The organism is Streptomyces sp. MI02-7b (assembly GCF_033793585.1).
Taxonomy (GTDB): domain Bacteria; phylum Actinomycetota; class Actinomycetes; order Streptomycetales; family Streptomycetaceae; genus Actinacidiphila.
On the sequence record NZ_JARAWX010000002.1, the window covers coordinates 225,700 to 244,303 of the forward strand.

At 73.3% G+C, this 18,604-nt stretch carries 18 protein-coding genes; 11 read left to right on the forward strand and 7 right to left on the reverse strand.

What is annotated here, in order from left to right; genetic code table 11:
- Positions 1–209: 209 nt before the first annotated feature.
- Positions 210–632 carry an aspartate 1-decarboxylase gene (gene panD, locus PV364_RS03240; protein ID WP_319658053.1) on the forward strand — a complete coding sequence of 141 codons (423 nt, stop codon included), beginning with the start codon at positions 210–212 and terminating at the stop codon, positions 630–632.
- A 269-nt stretch (positions 633–901) separates the two neighbouring features.
- Positions 902–2,002, forward strand: coding sequence for a multiple monosaccharide ABC transporter substrate-binding protein (chvE, locus tag PV364_RS03245; RefSeq protein WP_319658054.1), 1,101 nt, complete (start codon positions 902–904; stop codon positions 2,000–2,002).
- 70 nt (positions 2,003–2,072) lie between these two features.
- Here the strand turns inward: chvE and PV364_RS03250 are convergent, their stop codons facing one another.
- Positions 2,073–3,476 carry a hypothetical protein gene (locus tag PV364_RS03250; protein WP_319658055.1) on the reverse strand — a complete coding sequence of 468 codons (1,404 nt, stop codon included), beginning with the start codon at positions 3,474–3,476 and terminating at the stop codon, positions 2,073–2,075.
- A 305-nt stretch (positions 3,477–3,781) separates the two neighbouring features.
- A complete protein-coding gene (locus PV364_RS03255) occupies positions 3,782–5,020 on the reverse strand; it encodes an FUSC family protein (RefSeq protein WP_319658056.1) in 1,239 nt (412 codons plus the stop codon).
- 598 nt (positions 5,021–5,618) lie between these two features.
- Here PV364_RS03255 and PV364_RS03260 point away from each other — a divergent pair.
- Complete coding sequence (locus PV364_RS03260) at positions 5,619–6,257, forward strand: DedA family protein (RefSeq protein ID WP_319658057.1); 639 nt, start codon at positions 5,619–5,621, stop codon at positions 6,255–6,257.
- Positions 6,258–6,295: 38 nt separating this feature from the next.
- Here the strand turns inward: PV364_RS03260 and PV364_RS03265 are convergent, their stop codons facing one another.
- Together PV364_RS03265 and PV364_RS03270 are read right to left on the reverse strand one after the other, a co-directional pair.
- Positions 6,296–6,745, reverse strand: a complete 450-nt coding sequence (locus tag PV364_RS03265) for a VOC family protein (protein ID WP_319658058.1) — start codon at positions 6,743–6,745, stop codon at positions 6,296–6,298.
- 95 nt (positions 6,746–6,840) lie between these two features.
- Positions 6,841–7,056 carry a dodecin gene (locus PV364_RS03270; RefSeq protein ID WP_319658060.1) on the reverse strand — a complete coding sequence of 72 codons (216 nt, stop codon included), beginning with the start codon at positions 7,054–7,056 and terminating at the stop codon, positions 6,841–6,843.
- Between the two features lie 128 nt (positions 7,057–7,184).
- Between PV364_RS03270 and polX the strand changes: the two genes are divergently transcribed.
- From polX to PV364_RS03290, 4 genes are all read left to right on the forward strand, one after another.
- The gene (gene polX / locus PV364_RS03275) at positions 7,185–8,918 is read left to right on the forward strand and encodes a DNA polymerase/3'-5' exonuclease PolX (protein WP_319658061.1); all 1,734 of its coding nucleotides are present in this window, start codon (positions 7,185–7,187) and stop codon (positions 8,916–8,918) included.
- 64 nt (positions 8,919–8,982) lie between these two features.
- Positions 8,983–9,378, forward strand: coding sequence for a hypothetical protein (locus PV364_RS03280; RefSeq protein ID WP_319658062.1), 396 nt, complete (start codon positions 8,983–8,985; stop codon positions 9,376–9,378).
- Between the two features lie 110 nt (positions 9,379–9,488).
- On the forward strand, positions 9,489–10,271 hold the full coding sequence (locus tag PV364_RS03285) for a VOC family protein (protein ID WP_319658063.1): 783 nt from the start codon (positions 9,489–9,491) through the stop codon (positions 10,269–10,271).
- Positions 10,272–10,286: 15 nt separating this feature from the next.
- Complete coding sequence (locus PV364_RS03290; protein WP_319658064.1) at positions 10,287–11,717, forward strand: lipase maturation factor family protein; 1,431 nt, start codon at positions 10,287–10,289, stop codon at positions 11,715–11,717.
- Positions 11,718–11,728: 11 nt separating this feature from the next.
- On the opposite strand, the gene PV364_RS03295 is transcribed toward PV364_RS03290, so the two are convergent.
- Positions 11,729–12,934 (reverse strand): amidohydrolase family protein, encoded by a 1,206-nt coding sequence (locus tag PV364_RS03295; RefSeq protein ID WP_319658065.1) that lies wholly within the window; start codon positions 12,932–12,934, stop codon positions 11,729–11,731.
- Positions 12,935–13,248: 314 nt separating this feature from the next.
- Here PV364_RS03295 and PV364_RS03300 point away from each other — a divergent pair, with 314 nt between their 5' ends.
- A complete protein-coding gene (locus PV364_RS03300; protein ID WP_319658066.1) occupies positions 13,249–14,211 on the forward strand; it encodes a DUF3800 domain-containing protein in 963 nt (320 codons plus the stop codon).
- Here PV364_RS03300 and PV364_RS03305 read toward each other — a convergent pair.
- Both PV364_RS03305 and PV364_RS03310 read right to left on the reverse strand, forming a co-directional pair.
- Complete coding sequence (locus PV364_RS03305; RefSeq protein ID WP_319658067.1) at positions 14,171–14,455, reverse strand: acylphosphatase; 285 nt, start codon at positions 14,453–14,455, stop codon at positions 14,171–14,173. The two genes, PV364_RS03300 and PV364_RS03305, sit on opposite strands and share 41 nt — an antisense overlap.
- Positions 14,452–15,189, reverse strand: coding sequence for a DUF72 domain-containing protein (locus tag PV364_RS03310; protein WP_319658068.1), 738 nt, complete (start codon positions 15,187–15,189; stop codon positions 14,452–14,454). The genes PV364_RS03305 and PV364_RS03310 overlap by 4 nt, the downstream gene beginning before the upstream one ends.
- 85 nt (positions 15,190–15,274) lie before the next feature.
- Between PV364_RS03310 and PV364_RS03315 the strand changes: the two genes are divergently transcribed.
- The 3 genes from PV364_RS03315 to PV364_RS03325 all read left to right on the forward strand — a co-directional run bounded on the left by PV364_RS03315 (position 15,275) and on the right by PV364_RS03325 (position 18,599).
- Positions 15,275–16,549: a phosphoribosyltransferase gene (locus tag PV364_RS03315; RefSeq protein ID WP_319658069.1), complete on the forward strand. Its 1,275-nt coding sequence runs from the start codon at positions 15,275–15,277 to the stop codon at positions 16,547–16,549.
- A gap of 45 nt (positions 16,550–16,594) precedes the next feature.
- Entirely contained in the window at positions 16,595–17,050 is a 456-nt protein-coding gene (locus PV364_RS03320; protein ID WP_319658070.1) for a cyclic nucleotide-binding domain-containing protein, read from the forward strand.
- 223 nt (positions 17,051–17,273) lie between these two features.
- Positions 17,274–18,599, forward strand: coding sequence for a streptophobe family protein (locus PV364_RS03325; protein ID WP_319658071.1), 1,326 nt, complete (start codon positions 17,274–17,276; stop codon positions 18,597–18,599).
- Positions 18,600–18,604 lie beyond the last annotated feature (5 nt).

An 18,604-nucleotide genomic window follows, 5' to 3' on the forward strand; every position in this document is an offset into this window, starting at 1 on the left:
CGTCATGTCGTGGCACGGCGCCCTGCGCCCGTTCCGTGCCCACGGCCCGATCATGCGGGGGACCCGTGCGGCGGGCGAGTTTCCTTGCCGTTCCGGCAAACGACGCCAGGCGGGGGCGCCCGTAGCCCGCCTCACCCACCGGCGTATGATGGGAGATCGCCCTTGACCTGCAATGACGCGGGCAGGGAGCCGAGTCCGGGAGTTTCGCGATGCTGCGCACCATGTTCAAGTCCAAGATCCACCGTGCCACGGTGACCGAGGCCGATCTCCACTATGTCGGATCCGTGACCATCGACGCCGAGTTGATGGAGGCGGCCGACCTCCTCCCCGGCGAACTGGTCCACATCGTCGATGTCACCAACGGTGCACGGCTGGAGACCTACGTCATCGAGGGCCGGCGCGGTTCCGGGGTCATCGGCATCAACGGTGCCGCGGCCCATCTGGTGCATCCCGGGGACCTCGTGATCCTCATCAGCTATGCCCAGGTGGACGACTCCGAGGCCCGTGACCTGCGGCCGAAGGTCGTTCATGTCGACGCGGCCAACGGCATCGTGGCCCTGGGCGACGACCTCGCGGAGCCCGTGCCGGGAAGCGGCACCACGGCGAGCCCACAGGCGGCGTATGGGGCCTGAGGGGGTCCTGTGAAGGCTGTGCTATTGTCCGCTCAACTTCGAGGTATCCGCCCTGGTACACACCGTGACCACGGACGGAACACCGGTGGGGGAGCGGCCGGCGGCCGTACCCGCACAGCACGCCTCGGGCCTGACGTACCAGCAGCTCTCCGTGCCCCGGTGGATCGGCTGGGCGGCCACGGGAACCCTCGTGCCCGGGCCCGGACACCGGCGTCCGCGTGAGCGGACGGCGGAGCACCGTTTTGTTCGGCCCGAAAGGAACTGAGTCCATGCACGCTGGCAGAGCTGCCAGACTGCGCACCGCGATATTCGTGGTCCTCACTCTCACCGCGTCGACCGCCGCCGCAGGCTGCGGCGGCCAGTCGGGGAGCGACGGGGGCGCTGTCAGGGTGGGCATCGCGCTCCCTACCAGGGCCCAGACGCGGTGGATCGCCGACGGCCAGAATATGGTCAAGCAGTTCAAGGCGAAGGGGTACGAGACCGACCTCCAATTCGCCGGAGACAACGTTGACACGCAGGTCGACCAGGTTCAGAAGATGATCGACGAGGGCGACAAGGTCCTGGTCATCGGCGCGGTCGACGGCTTCGAGCTGGGTGAGGTGCTCCAGCAGGCGCACCGGGCCGGCATCAAGGTCATCGCGTACGACCGCCTGCTGCTCGGCACCAGCAACGTCGACTACTACGCCAGCTTCAACAACGACAAGGTCGGCCAGCTGCAGGCCGACTACATCGTCGACAAGCTCGGCCTCAAGCAGCACCCGGACAGCACGTTCACCCTGGAAATCTTCGCCGGCGACACCGACGACAACAACGCGCAGTTCTTCTTCAACGGCGCGATGAACGTCCTCCAGCCGTACATCAAGAGCGGCCGGCTGGTCATCAAGAGTGGCCAGTCCCGGCTCAGCCAGGTGGCCACGCTCAAGTGGGACGCCGCGATCGCCACCGAGACGATGACGACCCGGCTGAAGAACTACTACCGTTCGGCCACCGTCGACGCCGTCCTCGCCCCCAACGACGGCATCGCGCGCGGTGTCATCGACGCCCTGAAGAAGGACGGGTACGGGAAGGACGGCAAGCCGATGCCGGTCATCACCGGCCAGGACGCCGAAGTGGACTCCGTCAAGGAGATCATCAAGGGCGATCAGTCGATGACCGTGTACAAGGACACCCGCAAGCTCGCGGCCCGTGCCGTCGAGATGGCCGGCGCGGTCCTCTCCGGCGCGAAGCCGGAGATCAACAACGACACGGACTACGACAACGGCAACAAGGTCGTGCCCGCGTACCTGCTCACCCCGGTCAGCGTCGACAAGGGCAACTACAAGAAGCTGCTCGTCGACAGCGGTTACATCAAGACCTCCGACTTGAAGTGACCCACGACGAGGGGCCGGGCGGAACACAATGTTCCGCCCGGCCCTCGTTGTTTTCCGTTGTGGGCGAGTGTCAGAAGATCACGTTGAGCAGACCGAAGTTCGAGAAGCCGCGGCCGTAGCCGAAGCCACCGCCGAAGCCACCGCCGTAGCCGCCACCGTGGCCGCCGAACTTGTGGCCCTTGCCGCCACCGTGGCCGCCGTGGCCACCGCGACCGCCCTCGCCGAAGCCGCCGCCGCCGAAGCCGCGGCCACCCTCGCCGAAGCCGCCGAAGCCGAAGCCACGACCGAGGCCCAGACCGCCGAAGCCGAAGCCGCGGCCGAGGCCGAGGCCGCCGAAGCCGAAGCCACGGTTCAGGCCGAGACCGCCGAAGCCGAAGCCGCCGCGACCGCCGAAGCCACCGAAGCCGAACCCGCGGCCGAAGCCGTTGCCAAAGCCATAGTCGTCAATGCGGATCACGCTGTACCCGAAGCCGTTGTTCCTGCCGTGACCACCACCCTTGCCGCCGAAGCCGCCACGGCCGCCTTCGCCGAAGCCGCCGCCGAAGCCGCCGAAGCCGCCGAAGTTGCCGCTGCCGATGTTCCCGCGGCCGAAGTTGCCGCTGCCGATGTTCCCGCGGCCGAAGTTGCCGGCACCCAGGTTGCCGCCGCCGAAGTTGCCGGCGCCGATGTTCCCGCCGCCGAAGCCGCCACGGCCGCCCTCGCCGAAGCCGCCGCCGCCGAAGCCGCCGCCGCCGTTACCGCCGCCGAAGCCGCCGCCGTTACCGCCGCCGAAGCCCTCGCCGCCGCCGCCGAAGCCGCCGCCGTTACCGCCGCCGCCGAAGCCGCCGCCGTTACCGCCGCCGAAGCCGCCGCCGTTGCCGCCGCCGAAGCCGCCGCTGAAGCCCTCGCCGCCGCCGTTGCCGCCGCCGAAGCCGCCGCTGAAGCCCTCGCCGCCGCCGTTGCCGCCGCCGAAGCCCTCGCCGCCGAGGTCGCCGCCGTCACGGGCGCCGAGGTCGTCGCCGCCGTTGTCGACCCCGTTGTCGGCGGGGTCGTCGCCGGCGAGGGTGTTGTCGGCCGGGTCCAGGTTGCCGCCGTTGTCGGCGGGGTCGAGGTTGCTGCCGTTGTCGGCCGGGTCCGCGGCCGGGTCGGCGGCCGGGTCCGCGGCGTCGAGGTTGCCGCCGTTGTCGACCGAGTTGTCGGCGGGGTCGACGTTCCCGCCGTTGTCCACCGCGTTGTCGGCCGGGCCGTCGCCGGCGAGGGTGCCGCTGTTGTCGGCCGGGTCGACATTGCCGCCGTTGTCCACCGAGTTGTCGGCGGCGTCGTCGTTCCCGCCGTTGTCGTCATCCTCGTCGAGCAGCCGCGTCTGGCTGCTGCTGTCGCGGAGCACCGTGTGGCCGGCGGCGGCGGCCGAGCCGGCGCTCGCGGCGATCAGGCCGGTGGCCAGGAGTCCGGTGGCGACACCGAGAGCGGTGCGGCGCGTCAGACTGGTTCGCATGAGGGTCCTCTCCTCGGACGCGTGGTCGGCGGCGGTCGCCGCCTCTGCGATCAGTCGTACGTCCCCCCGCCGGAGCCCGCCCGTCGAGCGGAGCGTCCGGGCGACAACGTGGCCAAGGAAGTGACGCACTGCCACGAGACGGAAGGAGCCTTCCTGACTCGGTGACAGCCTGGCACCGGCGCGGCTTGCCGCCCCGGCTCTCGGGGTCAACTGCCCTTCGTGCGAGGCGTACTGGACCTGCGGAACCGGCGTCAGGTCCGACGGCCGCCTCCCCCGTCCGGCGGCATGAGGGACCGTCTGTGCGATCAGCGGCCGCGCGCCGCGCCCCGCCGCAGCCGGCCGGTGATGGCACGGGCCCGTCGGTGGACCCGGGCGGACATCCCCTTCGAGGAGGGGGCGGCGGCGACCAACTGCTCCGACAGCCACCGGGAGCGCTGCTCTAGGTCCAGCTCGTTCAGCAGCCGGTCGATGTTGGCCAGCAGCGCCCCGTGCAGATCCCAGTTCTCCCAGCGCCGTTCGGTCTCCGCCCACAGCAGTGCCGCGATCCGGTCGCGCTCCTCCCGGCCGCGTCGCAAGGCGTCCTCCAGCCGTGCTTCCGCCTGCTCGGCGCCCGCGGTCACCTGGGCCGCGATCAGCCGGCCGTAGCTGTCGACGGCATCGGCCATGTCGGCGAAGAGTTCGTCCATCCCGTCGGCGAGTTCCTGGGAGAACAGCGGCTCCCGCGGCCCGCGCTCCCGCTCCATCTCGGTCAGGGAGCGGCACAGCGTCCGCATCAGGACCGTCGAGACCTCCAGGGTGTCCAGGCCGCTGCGCAGGATCAGCCGGGCCATCGCGCCCTCCGCCGGCCTGACCCGGGGGTTGAGCCGGGTGCCTTCCTCCGCCCGGCGCAGCGACGCGTCGAAGCGGGCGATCTCGTTGTCCAGCCGCCGGGCCTCCATCAGCCATGTACGGGCCCGTTCGGCGGTCGCGCCGGCGCGCAGTTCGCCACCCATACGGACCATCAGCAGCCGCATGTGCTCGGCCAGCTCGCGCACCGCCTCACCGGCCGGCTCGACGAACGCCGGCGGGGGCACGACCACGTTCAGCAGCACGCCCACGGCCGCCCCGACCAGCGTCTCCATGACACGGTCCACGGCTTCCCCGGACGGGGCCGGCACCGCCAGGATCAGCATCGCGCTGATCGCCACCTCGGCCACGAACTCGTCCACCCGGATGAAGTGCCCGGTCACCAGCGAGGCCAGGATGATCAGCCCGAGGCTCCACCACGTGAGCCCGATGAGCTCGCTGAAGCCCACCGCGATCAGCACGCCCGCCACCACGCTGAGCACCCGGCGGATGCCCGTCGTCACAGTCGTGTAGAGAGTGACCTGGACGACCAGCAACGCCGTCAGCGGGGCCGTCAGCGGCGCCGGGTTGGGCAGCACCCAGACGGCCACGGCGTACGACAGGACCGCGGCCACCGTCGAGCGCACCGTCTGCACGGCGATCGGGTCGCTGTTGAGCCGCACGAGGTCGGCGGCGCGTGGGGGGAGGCCGGCGGGCACACAGCCACTATCCCCGGCCGCACGGCCCGGGCAGCGGAGCGCGGACGGTGCGCCAGCGCGTGTTTCGAAAGTGCCGCCTCGAAGGGCGGCGGCGGCCGGGGCGGTCCGGCGTGGGCGCGTCCTCGGCCTTGTCGTCACCTTCCCTCCCCCGGCTGCCGCTGGGAGGTGCCCCCACCCCGCTGCGCCTGGCACGGCACTGCCCCGGCCGCCGGCCCGGGGGAGTTGCCGCACCGTCCGAGCGGCCCACGACGAGGGCGACTCTCCGCCGTGCGATGCACCGCACCCGGGGGCACCTCCCGGGGGTGGCCGGGAGACCCGCGGGGCCCGCCCTCCGGGCAGCCGGCGCCCATGTGACGACCGGGCCTAGCCCGCCGGTGTGAATCCCGTCCCCGACACGCCTTGGGAGCCGGGTCCCCGCCCCGGCACGGAGCTTCATGGTGCGGCGCGGAAGTTGTCCGATCCCGGCGAGCGAGGTGCAGGTGCCCATGGCGCGAGCGGTACGGCCGGTGCGCGGGAGCGGAGTTCTCGCCGCGGCGCGGGAGTTGTGCGCCGCGGGGGCCGGGTGCGGGGCCAAGACGGCCGTCCGTGCCGCCGTGCGGTGAAGGCGGGCGTCCCGCCTCCGCTGCCCGGGCCGCTGGCCGATCTGACGCCGCTGCTGGACGACTACGGCTACCTGGCGGTCGGCGTGCTCGTGCTCCTCGACAACTGCGGCGTCCCCGTGCCGGGCCAGACGATCCTGGTGGTCGCCGCCGCCTACGCGGGCACCGGGCGGATGGACCTCGCGGGCGTCGTCGCGGTCGCCGCGGCCGCCGCCGTGCTGGGCGACTGCCTGGGCTACCTGATCGGACGCAGCGGCGGGCGGGCCTTCGTGCACCGTTGGGGCCGCTACGTGCTGCTGACGCCGGCACGCTTCGCGCGCGGAGAGGCGTTCTTCGCCCGCCGCGCCGACCTTGTGATCGTCTTCGCGCGCTTCGTGGACGTCCTGCGGCAGACGAAGGGCATCATCGCCGGCACCGCGGGCATGCCCTGGTGGCGGTTCCTCGGCTGCACGACGCTGGGGGCCCTGCTGTGGGTCGGCGCCTGGGCGGGCATCGGCTTCGCGGCGGGCACCCGGCTCGGGTCGGTCTACTCCTGGGTCACCCGTTCGCAGGTGTACCTGCTGATCGCCCTGGGCGTGCTGCTCGCCGCCCTCGTGGCCCGCCGGCTCTGGCGCCGCCGTCGCGACGGCGGCCGGTGAACTCACCCCACGTCCGGGGGGAATTGCCCGGGGGTGGCTCAGACGACGCAGAACTCGTTGCCCTCGGGGTCCCGCAGCACCACCCCGTAGTGGTCCATCCCCGGCGTGGACAGCAGCCGCATCCGGGAGGCGCCCGCCGCGAGCAGCCGCTCCACCTCGGCGTCGACGCGCTCCTTGCGGGTCGCCAAGGGGACGTCCTCCCGGCGCCCGCCCACCTTCACGTCCAGATGCAGCCGGTTCTTCCCGGACTTGCCCTCGGGCACCTGCTGGAACCAGATCCGCGGGCCGGCCCCCTCCGGATCCACGATCGAGTCGCAGCAGTCGGAGTCGCCCAGCTCCTCCTCGGGGACGCCGATGCTCAGCCAGTACTCCCGCCAGGTGGGGAAGCCGGCGGGAGCGTCCTCCGGCTTGTACCGCAGCGCCGCGGCCCAGAAGCGCACCTGTGCCGCGGGGTCGGCGCAGTCGATCGTGAGCTGGAACGCGACCATGAACGGTCCCTCCCTGGAAGGCGACCGGCCCGAGCTGGTACCGGCACCCGCCATGTTGCCCCAGGGGACTGACAACGGCCGCCGGCGCCGGCGGGTCAGCCGGCGGACTCCAGGCGGAAACCGACCTTCAGCCCGACCTGGAAGTGGCCGACCTGCCCGTTCTCGAAGTGGCCGCGGATCTGGGTGACCTCGAACCAGTCCAGATTGCGCAGCGTCTCCGATGCCCGGGCGAGCCCGTTGCGAATGGCCGCGTCGACGCTCTCGTCCGACGAGCCGACGATCTCGGTCACCCGGTAGGTGTGGTCGGTCATGACGGTCTCCCTGGGCCGTGGGCGGATGGTTCCGGCTTCCTCCACCGTGCCTCACGGCCCGTCCCGCCGCGAGGGGAAGGACAGTGCCCGCGGGTTAGCCCGCGGCGGCGGCCGGGAAGGCGCCCTGCATGGCCAGGGCCAACGACGAGGTCGAAGCCCTGCTCCAGGAGTACGCCGACCTCGTCAGGATCACCGGTGGCGACGCCTTCAAGGCACGCGCCTACGAGAAGGCCGCCCGCGCCATCGGCGGCCACCACGAGGACGTCTCCCGGCTCGACGGCAAGGCGCTGCGCGAGATCCCCGGTGTCGGCAGGTCCGTCGCCGACAAGGTCGCCGAGTACCTGGGCACCGGCAAGGTCGCGGCCGTGGAGGGACTGCGCGCCAGGATCCCGGCGGGCGTCCGGGAGATGACCGCGATCCCGATGCTCGGCCCCAAGCGCGCGATGACCCTCTACAAGGAGCTGCACATCGCCTCCGTACCCGAACTGGCCGAGGCCATCGAGCAGGAGCGGCTGCGCGGCCTGCCCGGCTTCGGCCCCCGGACCGAGGAGAACATCCTGCACGGCATCGGCCTGATGCGGTCCTCCGGCGGCCGGGTGTCCCTGAACGTCGCCACCGGGCTCGCCGAGGAGGTCGTCGCGGCCCTGTCGGAGGTCCCCGCGTGCCGGCGCTGTGCCTACGCGGGCTCCCTGCGCCGTATGCGCGAGACGATCGGCGACGTGGACGTCCTCGTCGCCGCCGAGCGGTCCGCCCCCTTCATGGAGGCGTTCACCCGTCTGCCGTACGCCGCCGGGACCATCGCGCGCGGGGAGAAGAAGACCTCGATCCGTACGACCCGAGGCCTGCAGGTGGACCTGCGGGTGGTGCCGCCGGACTCCTGGGGCGCCGCGATGCAGTACTTCACCGGCTCCAAGGCGCACAACATCCGCACCCGTGCGCTCGCCGTGCACCACCGGCTCAAGCTCTCCGAGTACGGGCTCTTCGACGCGGGGACCGGCGAGCTGATCGTCTCCCGCACCGAGGAGGAGGTCTACGCGCGGCTCGGCCTGCCCTGGATACCGCCCACCCTGCGCGAGGACCGCGGGGAGATCGAGGAGGGGCTGGCGGGCGGGCTCCCCGAGCCGGTCGCCGAGCGGGACATCCGCGGCGACCTGCACACCCACACCGACCTCACCGACGGAGTGTCCGGCCTGGAGGAGATGGTCGAGGCCGCCGCGCGCCGCGGCTACGCGTACTACGCCGTCACCGACCACGCGCCCGACCTGTACATGCAGCGGATGACGGACGAGAAGATCCTCGCCCAGCGCGAACGCGTCCGGGCCCTGGACCGCGCCCACCGCGGCATGCGCGTCCTGCACGGCACCGAGCTCAACATCGGCCCGGACGGCGGCCTGGACTGGCCCGACGCCTTCCTTTCGGGCTTCGACCTGTGCGTCGCCTCGATCCACTCGCACTTCCACCAGGACCGCGCCGCGCTCACCCGGCGGCTGGTGCGGGCCGCGGAGAACCCCCACGTCCACATCATCGGCCACCCCACCACCCGGATGCTGGGCAGGCGCCCGGCCGTCGACGCGGACTTCGACGAGGTCTTCGCCGCCTGCGCGCGAACCGGCACCGCGCTGGAGGTCAACGCCCAGCCCGACCGGCTGGACCTCGGTGACGAGCTCATCCTGCGTGCCCGCCGGCACGGCGTGCGGTTCGCCGTGGACAGCGACGCCCACTCCACCCTCCACCTGGACTTCATGCGCTACGGCGTCGGCACCGCCCAGCGCGGCCGGCTCACCAAGGACGACGTGATCAACACCTGGCCCCTCACCCGGCTGCGCCGTTTCCTGCGCAAGAACGGCGATAGGCATCCGTGACCCCGCTCGGGGTAGGCGACGGACAACGGACCAGAACCACGGCCAGGACATCGAGGAGAGCACGATGCTGCTGCTGGGACTTCTGCTGATGGGCGCGACAGCCGCCTTCACCGGGCTCCTGATCTCGGACAACCTTTCCGGAGGGCCCGACTACACCGTGACGATGTTCGGAACCGACATCGCCACCCTGAACACCCTCGGCGTCTTCCTCGCCGGTATCGCCCTCGGCCTGGTGTTCTGCGTGGCCGCGGGCATGGCGATGGCGGGCGCCGGACGCTCGCGCAGCCGCCGTGCCGAGCTGCGCGCCCTGCGCCGGCGCGCGCGGGCGCACGAGGCCGCCGCGGCGACCCCGGCCGGCACCACGGACGCCGGGACCGCCGACACCACCACGACCACCACCGGGAAGACCACCACCGCTGTGCCCTCGCGCCGCAGTCGAATGCACCTGTTCGGGCACTGAGCCCGGCGCGCCGTCCGCGCGGCAGCCTCCGTGCGGCGGGCCCGTCGAAGATGCCCACCTGACCCGCTGCCCCCATCCTTGGAACGGGCGACGATCAAGGAGGCCAGGACGTGTCCACCACGAAGATCTGCTGCGTGGCCGGCGCACCCTGCTGGGTCAGTCTGATGGCGCGCGACCTGGACGTGGCGAAGGCGTTCTACGGGCCGCTGCTCGGGTGGACCTTCGAACCGGGCCCGTCGCGCTGGGGACCGTACGAACGGGCGATGATCGACGGCACCGAGGTCGCGGGCATCGGGGCCATCGCCCGCGACTGGGAGACCTCGGTCGCGTGGACGACCTACTTCGGCGTGGAGAGCGCGGACGCCACCGCCTCCGACATCCGCGATCGCGGCGGCACGGTCGCCGTCGGCCCGCTGGACTTCGACGCCGGGCGCCTGGCGCTCGTCGCCGACTCCATGGGCGCGGCGTTCGGCATCTGGGAGGGCGAGCAGGGCCCGCCGCGCAAGCTGCGCATGCACGGGGCGCCCACCTGGATCGAGCTGCGCACCCGCGACGCCTTTGCGGCCGCCCTCTTCTACGGCGAGGTCTTCCACTGGGACCGGCGCGGCCCTCGCTACATGGTGGAGTGGGAGAACGACCGCGTCGTGCTGTACGTGGACGGCCACAGCGTGGCGGGCATCCGCGGCGGCGGGGTCGAGGCGGCGGCCGACCCGAAGGTGCGGCCGCGCTGGCACGTCTTCTTCGCCGTCGACGACGTCGACGCGGCCGTCACCCGCGCCAAGGAACTGGGCGCCGAGATCACCGGCGAGCCCATCGACAGCGCCTACGGGCGCGTCGCCGGCATCCGCGATCCCGAGGGCGGGCTGCTGTCGCTGATCAGCGATCACCCCTGACCGGCCGGGAGCGCCATGGAGTGGTTCACGGCTCCCGAGTACTGGCTGAGCCGCGTCGTCATCCAGCGCGGCCTGGCCGTGCTGTACTTCGTCGCCTTCGCGGGCGCCGCGCACCAGTTCCGCGCCCTCATCGGTGAGCACGGCCTGCTGCCCGTGCCCCGGTTCACCGCCCGGGTCCCCTTCTCCCACGCGCCGAGCCTGTTCCACTGGCGGTACTCCGACCGCCTCTTCGCGACCGTCGCCTGGGGCGGTGCCGCGCTGTCCGCCGCCGTCGCCGCCGGGGCGGCCGACCTCGTGCCGCTCTGGGCGGCCATGCTGATGTGGACCGCGCTGTGGCTGCTCTACCTGTCCATCGTCAACGTCGGACAGACCTGGTACGCGTTCGGCTGGGAGTCCCTGCTGCTGGAGGCCGGCTTCCTCGCCGTCTTCCTCGGCAACGACGACACCGGCCCCCCGGTGCTCGTCCTGTGGCTGATGCGCTGGCTGCTCTTCCGCGTCGAGTTCGGCGCGGGCCTGATCAAGATGCGCGGCGACGCCTGCTGGCGCGACCTGACCTGCCTGGACTACCACCACGAGACGCAGCCGATGCCCGGCCCGCTCAGCTGGTTCTTCCACCGGCTGCCCCGGCCGGTGCACCGCGTGGAGACGGCGGCCAACCACTTCGCGCAACTCGTCGTCCCGGTCGCGCTGTTCACACCGCAACCGGTGGCGAGCATCGCCGCCGCGATCGTGATCGGCACCCAGCTCTGGCTGGTCGTGTCCGGCAACTTCGCCTGGCTGAACTGGCTCACCATCGTGCTCGCCGTCTCCGCCGTCGACGGCTCCCTGCTCGCCGCGCCCCCCGCGCGCGCCGCCGCCCCCGCGCCCGGCTGGTACGAGGGCCTGGTGCTGGCCGCCACGGCGCTGGTCGTCCTGCTCAGCTGGTGGCCCGCACGCAACCTGGTCTCGCGCGGCCAGATGATGAACGTGTCCTTCAACCGGCTGCACCTGGTGAACTCCTACGGCGCCTTCGGCAGCGTCAACCGCGTCCGCATGGAGGTCGTCGTCGAGGGCACCGACGCCGCGGAGCTCGGACCCGGCACCGTCTGGAAGGAGTACGGCTTCAAGGGCAAGCCCACCGATCCCCGCCGGATGCCCCGCCAGTTCGCCCCGTTCCACCTGCGCCTGGACTGGCTCATGTGGTTCGCCGGGATCTCCTCGGCCTACGCCTGGCCCTGGTTCCTGCCGTTCGTCGGCAAGCTGCTCGACAACGACCCCGGCACCCTGCGGCTGCTGCGCAGCAACCCGTTCCCGCACGCCCCGCCCACCCACGTGCGGGCCCGGCTCTACCACTACCGCTTCACCGACTGGCACACCCTGCGCACCACGGGCGCCTGGTGGGACCGCACCCTGGTGCGCGACTACCTCCCGCCGGTCGACCGCGACAGCCTCGGCCGCCACGGGTAGCGGCGCAGCCGTCAGCGGATCCGGACGCCCGCGCGGAAGACGGCGCGCACGTCGCGGAGCGCGGCGAGTCCGGCGAGGGGGTCGCCGCCGACGGCGAGGAAGTCGGCGTCGCTACCGGCCCGGATGCGGCCCTTGCGGCCGCCGACCCCGCACAGGGCCGCCGCCCGGCTGGTGACGGCCTTGAGGGCTTCCAGCGGGGACGCGCCGAGCGCGGTCAGTTGCAGCGGCGCGTACGGCAGGCTGTCGTGCGGCCGGTTGCACGCCGTGCCCGCGTCCGAGCCCACGGCGATCCGGGCGCCGAGCCGGATCAGGGCACGGTAGGCCGCGTGGACGGTGTCGGCGTACGCCCCCGGCTCCCTGACCGGCGTCATGCTGACGAAGGTCCCGCTCCCCGCGACGAGGGCCTGCAGCCGCAGTTCCTCGACCGCCCCGTGGCCGCCGAGGAACGACGCGTGCTCCAGGCTGTCCACTCCCGCGGCCAGCGCGTCCTCGATCGCCACCACGCCGTGGGCGTGCGCCGCCACCGGGAGGCCGAGGCGATGGGCCTCGTCGGCCACGGTCCGCAGTTCGTCGCGCGTGTACTGTGCACGACGCGGGTCCGAGCCCGGCGTGCGGACGTCCCCGCTCGCGACGATCGTCACCAGGGAGCACCCCCGGGCATGGCGCTCCCGCACGGCCTCGACCAGCGCGCGCGTGCCCACCGCCGCGCCGCCCAGGGCATGACCGTGGCCCCCGGGTGTGGTGATCGGCGGCCCCGCGGCGAGGATCTCGGGCCCCAGGCCGGGATCGGCGGCGGTCCGCTCCGCCAGGGCCGAGGCGAGGAAGCCGCGGTCCCCGACGTCCCTGACCGTGGTGACCCCCGCGTGCAGCGCCGTGCGGGCCGCTACGCGCATGCGCGCCAGCAGCCGCTCGTCGTCCGCCGCGACGAGCGAGCCCACCGGGTCCGGCCCCGCGTCCAACGCCAGGTGGGCGCGCACGTCGACCAGTCCGGGCAGGAGGCACACGTCGTCGCCCAGGTCGACCAGCGGCACGCCGGGCGGGACCGAGCCCGTCCGGTCCACGGCGAGGACCCGGTCGCGCCGGACCCGCACGGTCACCGGGCCGGACAGCGTGAAGCCGTCGAACATCCTTCCCGCGCGGAGGGCGTACGTGGCGGCCGGGGCGTCGGCACCGGTCCGGGGCCGTGCCGGGGAGGCCGGGGACAGGGGCAGGGTCATGTCGCCCCCTGCGTGCGGTGGTTCATGGAGTGGGGGGCCTCGCTTGCCTCGCGCACGAGGGCTGCCCCGCGCGGATTCGGATCCTGTTCGCCTGCCCTGTCGATGCTGACAGGAGCCGGGGCCCGCGGGCATCGGGAGGATGACCCATATTTTCCCGGCCCAGGAAGCCCGGGGCCGGGCCGCGGCTGAGGAGAAGTACCGACGCCCCGCGGGCCGCGCGCCCGCCCCGCGATCCACCGCGCGAAAATCCCCTGGAACGCGCCGCCCCGATCACCGAGGATGACAGCGACGGCCGGACGACCAGGGAGGGCGCGGTGACGACGGTTCCCGTCCTGGAGATCGCCTGCGACGAATCCGGGTCGGACGGCGAGAACCTCATCGGCGGCAACACCGACGTGTTCGCCCACGCGGGCGTACGGCTGGACCCCGCGGAGGCACACGCCTGCCTGCGCGTGATGCGCGACCGGATCCGCTCCCCGGCCGTGGAGTACAAGGCCAACCACCTGCTGCGCGAGAAGCACCGGCCCGTCCTGGAGTGGTTCCTCGGCCCGTCCGGACCGCTCCCGCCCGACGCCCGGGTCCACCTCACCGACAAGGCGTTCTTCGTCGTCCGCCGCGTCGCCGACGTACTGCTCGACGACCGGGACCAGGCCGCGCCGCTCTACGTCGAGGGCCGCCGCGCGCTCCCGGCCGCGCGGTGGCGCGCGTTCCTGGAGTCGGCCAACGACCTCGTCCGCACCCGCAACCGGGACGCCGGGCCGGCGCCCGTCGACGCCTTCTTCCGTACCCTCGACACCCTGCCCGGCACCGCCCTGGCCGCGCGGCTGCGGCACACCCGCCCCCGCGCCGAGGCGTTCCGGGCCCGCGTCCTGGAGGGGTCGCCGTCGGTGCCGGAACTGGACCCGCTGCTCCCGTCCCTGGCCCGTACCGTCGCGCACTTCGGCCGGTACGGACACCCCGTGTCCGTCGTCCACGACCGCCAGAACACGCTCACCGCCGAACGCGTCCGCCGGCTGGTGGCGATCCTGCCGCCGCCGTCCCGGCTCGCGTCGCTCACCCTCGTCGAGTCCCGGTCCGACCCGCGGGTGCAGCTCGCCGACTTCCTCGCCGGAGTGGCGCGCAAGATCGCCTCGGACGCCCTCAACGACCGCGCCGACGGCCCGCTCACCGATCTGCTCCGCCCGCACGTGGACCCGCACTCCCTCTGGGCCGACGAGCCCAGCCGGTCGCTGCTGCTCAGTCGCGCCACGGAGTCGGGCGGATCTCGAAACCCGTGAGGCCCTCGGGTTCCTCCTCGTGGACGCGGACCCGGTCGACGATCGCCAGGGGAGACCCTTCGTGGGCCCACTCCACCATCCGCCCGACCGCCTCGGCGGAGCCCTCGAAGACCGATTCCACCGAGCCGTCGGGCAGGTTGCGCACCCAGCCGCTCACCCCCTCCTCCAGCGCGGTGCGCCGGCAGGTGTCGCGGAAGAACACGCCCTGCACGTCGCCGGAGACGATCACACTGCGCCGGATCACGACGGCTCCACCCCGGAGACCGCCGCGGTGAAAGCGTCGGCGTCCAGGACCGCCGCGCCGCCCGGATCGTTGTTGAAGTAGACGAACACGTCGGAGTCCTTCGGCCAGGTGTCCGCGATGCGGTGGGCCCAGGTGGTGAGGGCCCGCGCCCCGTATCGCGGCCAGGGACGGGCGATGCCCTCATGGAACCGCACGTAGCCCCAGTCCGCCGTGCGCCACAGTGGCGTCGCCGGACGGGCCCGCCAGTCGGCCCAGCACAGGGCGACGCCGCGCCGCTCCAGCAGGGCCCGGATCTCCGGCATCCACCACGAGGGATGCCGCGGTTCGAGTGCCACCCGCACCTCCCGCGGGAAGCACCGCAGGCACCCGTCGAGCACCCGCCCGTCCGCGCGCAGGTTCGGCGGCAGCTGGAGCAGTACGGGCCCCAGCCGGTCGCCGAGCCCCTCGGCGTGCGTCAGCAGCCGGCGCACCGGCTCCTCGGGATCGCGCAGCCGCTTCATGTGGGTCAGGTACCGGCTGGCCTTGACCGCCATGACGAACCCGTCGGGGGTGTGCTCGCGCCAGGCGGCGAAGGTCTCCCGGGACGGCAGCCGGTAGAAGGCGTTGTTGCTCTCCACCGTCGGGAAGTGCCGGGCGTACTCCTCCAGCCACAGCCGCTGCGGGACCTCCGGCGGGTACAGGACCTCTCGCCAGTCCTTGTACTGCCACCCGGACGTTCCGACGAGCACGGGCATCGCGCGGTCCCTGCCGTTTGCTTGCTGGACACTATTCAGGGTAGGCCGTAAGGAGTCCCGCATGTCCCGCTCGCGGGGGTGAACCATGCACTTCACAGATCGCGCGGATGCCGGACGGCAGCTGGCCGGGCGGCTGCGGCATCTGGAGGACGACAACCCCGTCGTGCTCGGCCTGCCACGCGGTGGCGTCGTCGTCGCCTACGAGGTGGCGCAGGTCCTGCACGCCCCCCTGGACGTCATCGTCGTCCGCAAACTCGGCGTCCCCTACCACCGGGAGCTCGGCTTCGGCGCCATCGGCGAGGACGGCGCCCGGGTGCTCAGCGACGACATCGTGCAGATGAGCCATGTCTCCCCGGACGACATCGACACCGTCGAGCGGCACGAGGAGGCCGAGCTGTCCCGGCAGGCGCACCGCTTCCGCGACGGGCGGCCGCGCACCGAGCTGGCCGGCCGCACGGTCGTCCTCGTGGACGACGGCGTCGCGACGGGCGCCACCGCGCTGGCCGCCTGCGAGGTGGCGCGCGCCCGGGGCGCCGCCCGTGTCGTGCTGGCCGTGCCGGTGGCCGCGCCGCAAGCGATGCCCGCGCTGCGGGCCGCGGCCGACGACGTGGTGTGCCTGTCGGTGCCGGCCGTGTTCTTCGCGGTGGGGGAGTGGTACCACGACTTCTCGCAGACCGCCGACGACGAGGTCTCCGGGCTGCTGAAGCAGGCCGTGGCCAGAGGTCCGCGGACCACTGACGTCGAGGTGGAGACCGCCGGGGTCCGGCTGGCCGGCACCCTCACCATGCCCGCCGACGCCCGCGCGGTGGTGGTCTTCGCCCACGGCACGGGCAGCGGCCGCCACAGCCCCCGCAACCGCGCGGTGGCCGCCGCCCTGAACCAGGCCGGGCTCGGCACGCTGCTGTTCGACCTGCTGACCCCCGCGGAGGAGACCGACCGCGCCAACGTCTTCGACGTGGAACTGCTGGCCGACCGTCTCGCCGGGGTCACCCGCTGGGCCCGCCGGGAGAACCTGCCCGTCGCCTACTTCGGCGCGAGCACCGGCGCCGCCGCCGCGCTGCGGGCGGCCGCCCGGCCGGGGGCGGAGGTCTCCTCGGTGGTCTCCCGCGGCGGCCGGCCGGATCTGGCCGGCCCCGACCTCCGCACGGTGCGCGCACCCACCCTGCTGATCGTGGGCGGACGCGACGACGTGGTCCTGGAGCTGAACCGGCGCGCCCAGGCGGAGCTGACCTGCCCCAGCCTGCTGCACGTGGTGCCGGGCGCCACGCACCTGTTCGAGGAACCAGGCGCACTCGACGAGGTCGCACACCTGGCGCGCGACTGGTTCTCCGGTCACCTGCCTGCGACGCCGGGCCCGTGACCGTAGTCTGATGTGCAGGACTCGGGACGGCACGGGAGGACGCCCATGAGCAGTACGGTCACGATGCTGGACTCACTGCCGATCCACCACCGCCGAGTCTTCCTGGAGCACGCCAAGCGGGTGAGCTTCCCGCAGAGCTGGCGGATCTTCGACGAGGGCAGGTTCGCGGACCGCTTCTGGGTGGTGGAGTCCGGCGCCGTCTCCCTCGACATGGAGGTTCCCGGTCGCGGCCCGGTCTCCGTGGACACCCTCGGCCCCGGTGAACTGGTCGGCTGGTCATGGCTGTTCCCGCCCTACCGCTGGCAGCTCGCCGCGCACGCGCTGGGCACGGTCGGCGCCTACGAGTTCGTCGCGGCCGAGGTCCGGGAGCTGTTCAAGGACGACCCGGTGCTCGGCCAGGCCGTCGTGCTCGCCGCCGCCCAGACCATCGCGCAACGGCTGGGCGCGGCGCGCGCCCGGATGGTCGACCTGTACGGGCCCCGGCTGCAGGAGCACTCCTGAGCGCGTACCCGCGGTTCCCGCCGGAGCCCTGAGGGCACCGGAGGATCGGGGCCGTCCCGGACGCTCCGGCACGGGGGCGGACGTCCGGGTTCCGTATCGGCGCGCCCCGTGCGGTGCGGACGGCGCGGACGCGGGCCCGGCCCCTGGAGGGGCGGTCCCGCCGAGTCGCGATCCGGGGCGTTCCGGACGGGCGGGGCGTGCCGCGGCTGCATAGCCTGGCAGCGTGAGCCGCCATGAAGTCCCCGCCTCCCGCCCCGTCCTCGGGCCGGCGCGGGGCTGGCTGCACGCGCTCGGCGTCGTCGTCGCCGGCTTCGCGGTCATGCTGGTCGTCGCCGCGCTCGGGCTGTGGCTCGCCGGGGCCTCGGAGTTGCCGCAGGGCGCCTTCGTCCCGGTCATAGCGGCGACCGTGGTCATGGCGGTCGGCGGCCGGGTCGCCCTGGACGGCGGCGCGGGCTTCATCGCCGAGACACAGGCGGCCGTCGTCGTGGTCCCGCTGTCCGTGGCGCTGGCGGGGGCCCTGGTCGCGGCCTACGCGTTCCTGCGGCCCCTGCGGTCCCACGCCGTGCTGTCCGGCGGGCATCTGCTGCGCATCGTCCTGCGGACGGCCCTGTTGTGGGTCCTCGCCCTCCTGCTGATCGTCTACGGCGCCCGGCACAGCTTCACCCTCAGCGCGGGCAACGCGTACCTCGACGAGATCGCCCAGTTGCTGGGCACCACCCCGACCGTCGGCTTCCACGCCCTGGTCGGTACCACCGTGGGCCTCGGGCTGCTGTGGCTGCTGGTCGTCCTCCTGATCGCGCTGGCCGTCTCCCGGCGGGTCCCGCTGCCGCTGCGGCTCGCGCCGGCGCACGCCACGGTGCGGCCCGCCGTCCGCGCCATGGTCGCCGTGCTCCTGGTGTACGTCATCGCGGCGGCGATCGTCGCCCTCGTCACGGCCGACACCCGGATGGACGCCGGGGACACCCTCGCCGTCGTCTTCCTCGGGCTGCCGAACCTCGCCTGGCTCGCCTTCGGACTGGGCCTGGGCGCCAGTTGGCACGGCCATGTGAAGGGCGCCGTCGGACTGCCGATGCCGGAGCCGCTCGCGCGGGTCCTGCGCACCGGCGGCGACGGCGACGTCACCCTCGACCTCGCCTCCCTCACCCGGCAGGACGGCCGTGCCTGGTGGCTCCTCGTGGCCGCGGCCGTCGCCATGCTCGCTGCCGGATGGGCCGCGGCCCGCCGCGCCCCGCCGGGTGCCGGGCATCTCCGCAACGCGGTCCGCCTGGCGCTGACGGCCGCGGCCGCCATGCTGCTGATCGGCCTCCTCACCTGGATCGACGCCCACTACGGCCTGTCCCTCTTCGGTATCGGCGACCCCTCGGACACCGGCGGCCTCGGCGGCTCCGTCGTCCTCGTCCCGGACCTGGCCGCCGCCGTCGGCCTCGCCGCGGGCTGGGGCGCCGTCACGGGTCTCCTCGGCAGTCTCGTGGCCCGGCCGCGCCGTCGACGGGTCGGGTCGAACGGGGTCGGCGTGGCGCCTGGCCCGCCCGGCGGGCGGTCTTCGTGAGGCGG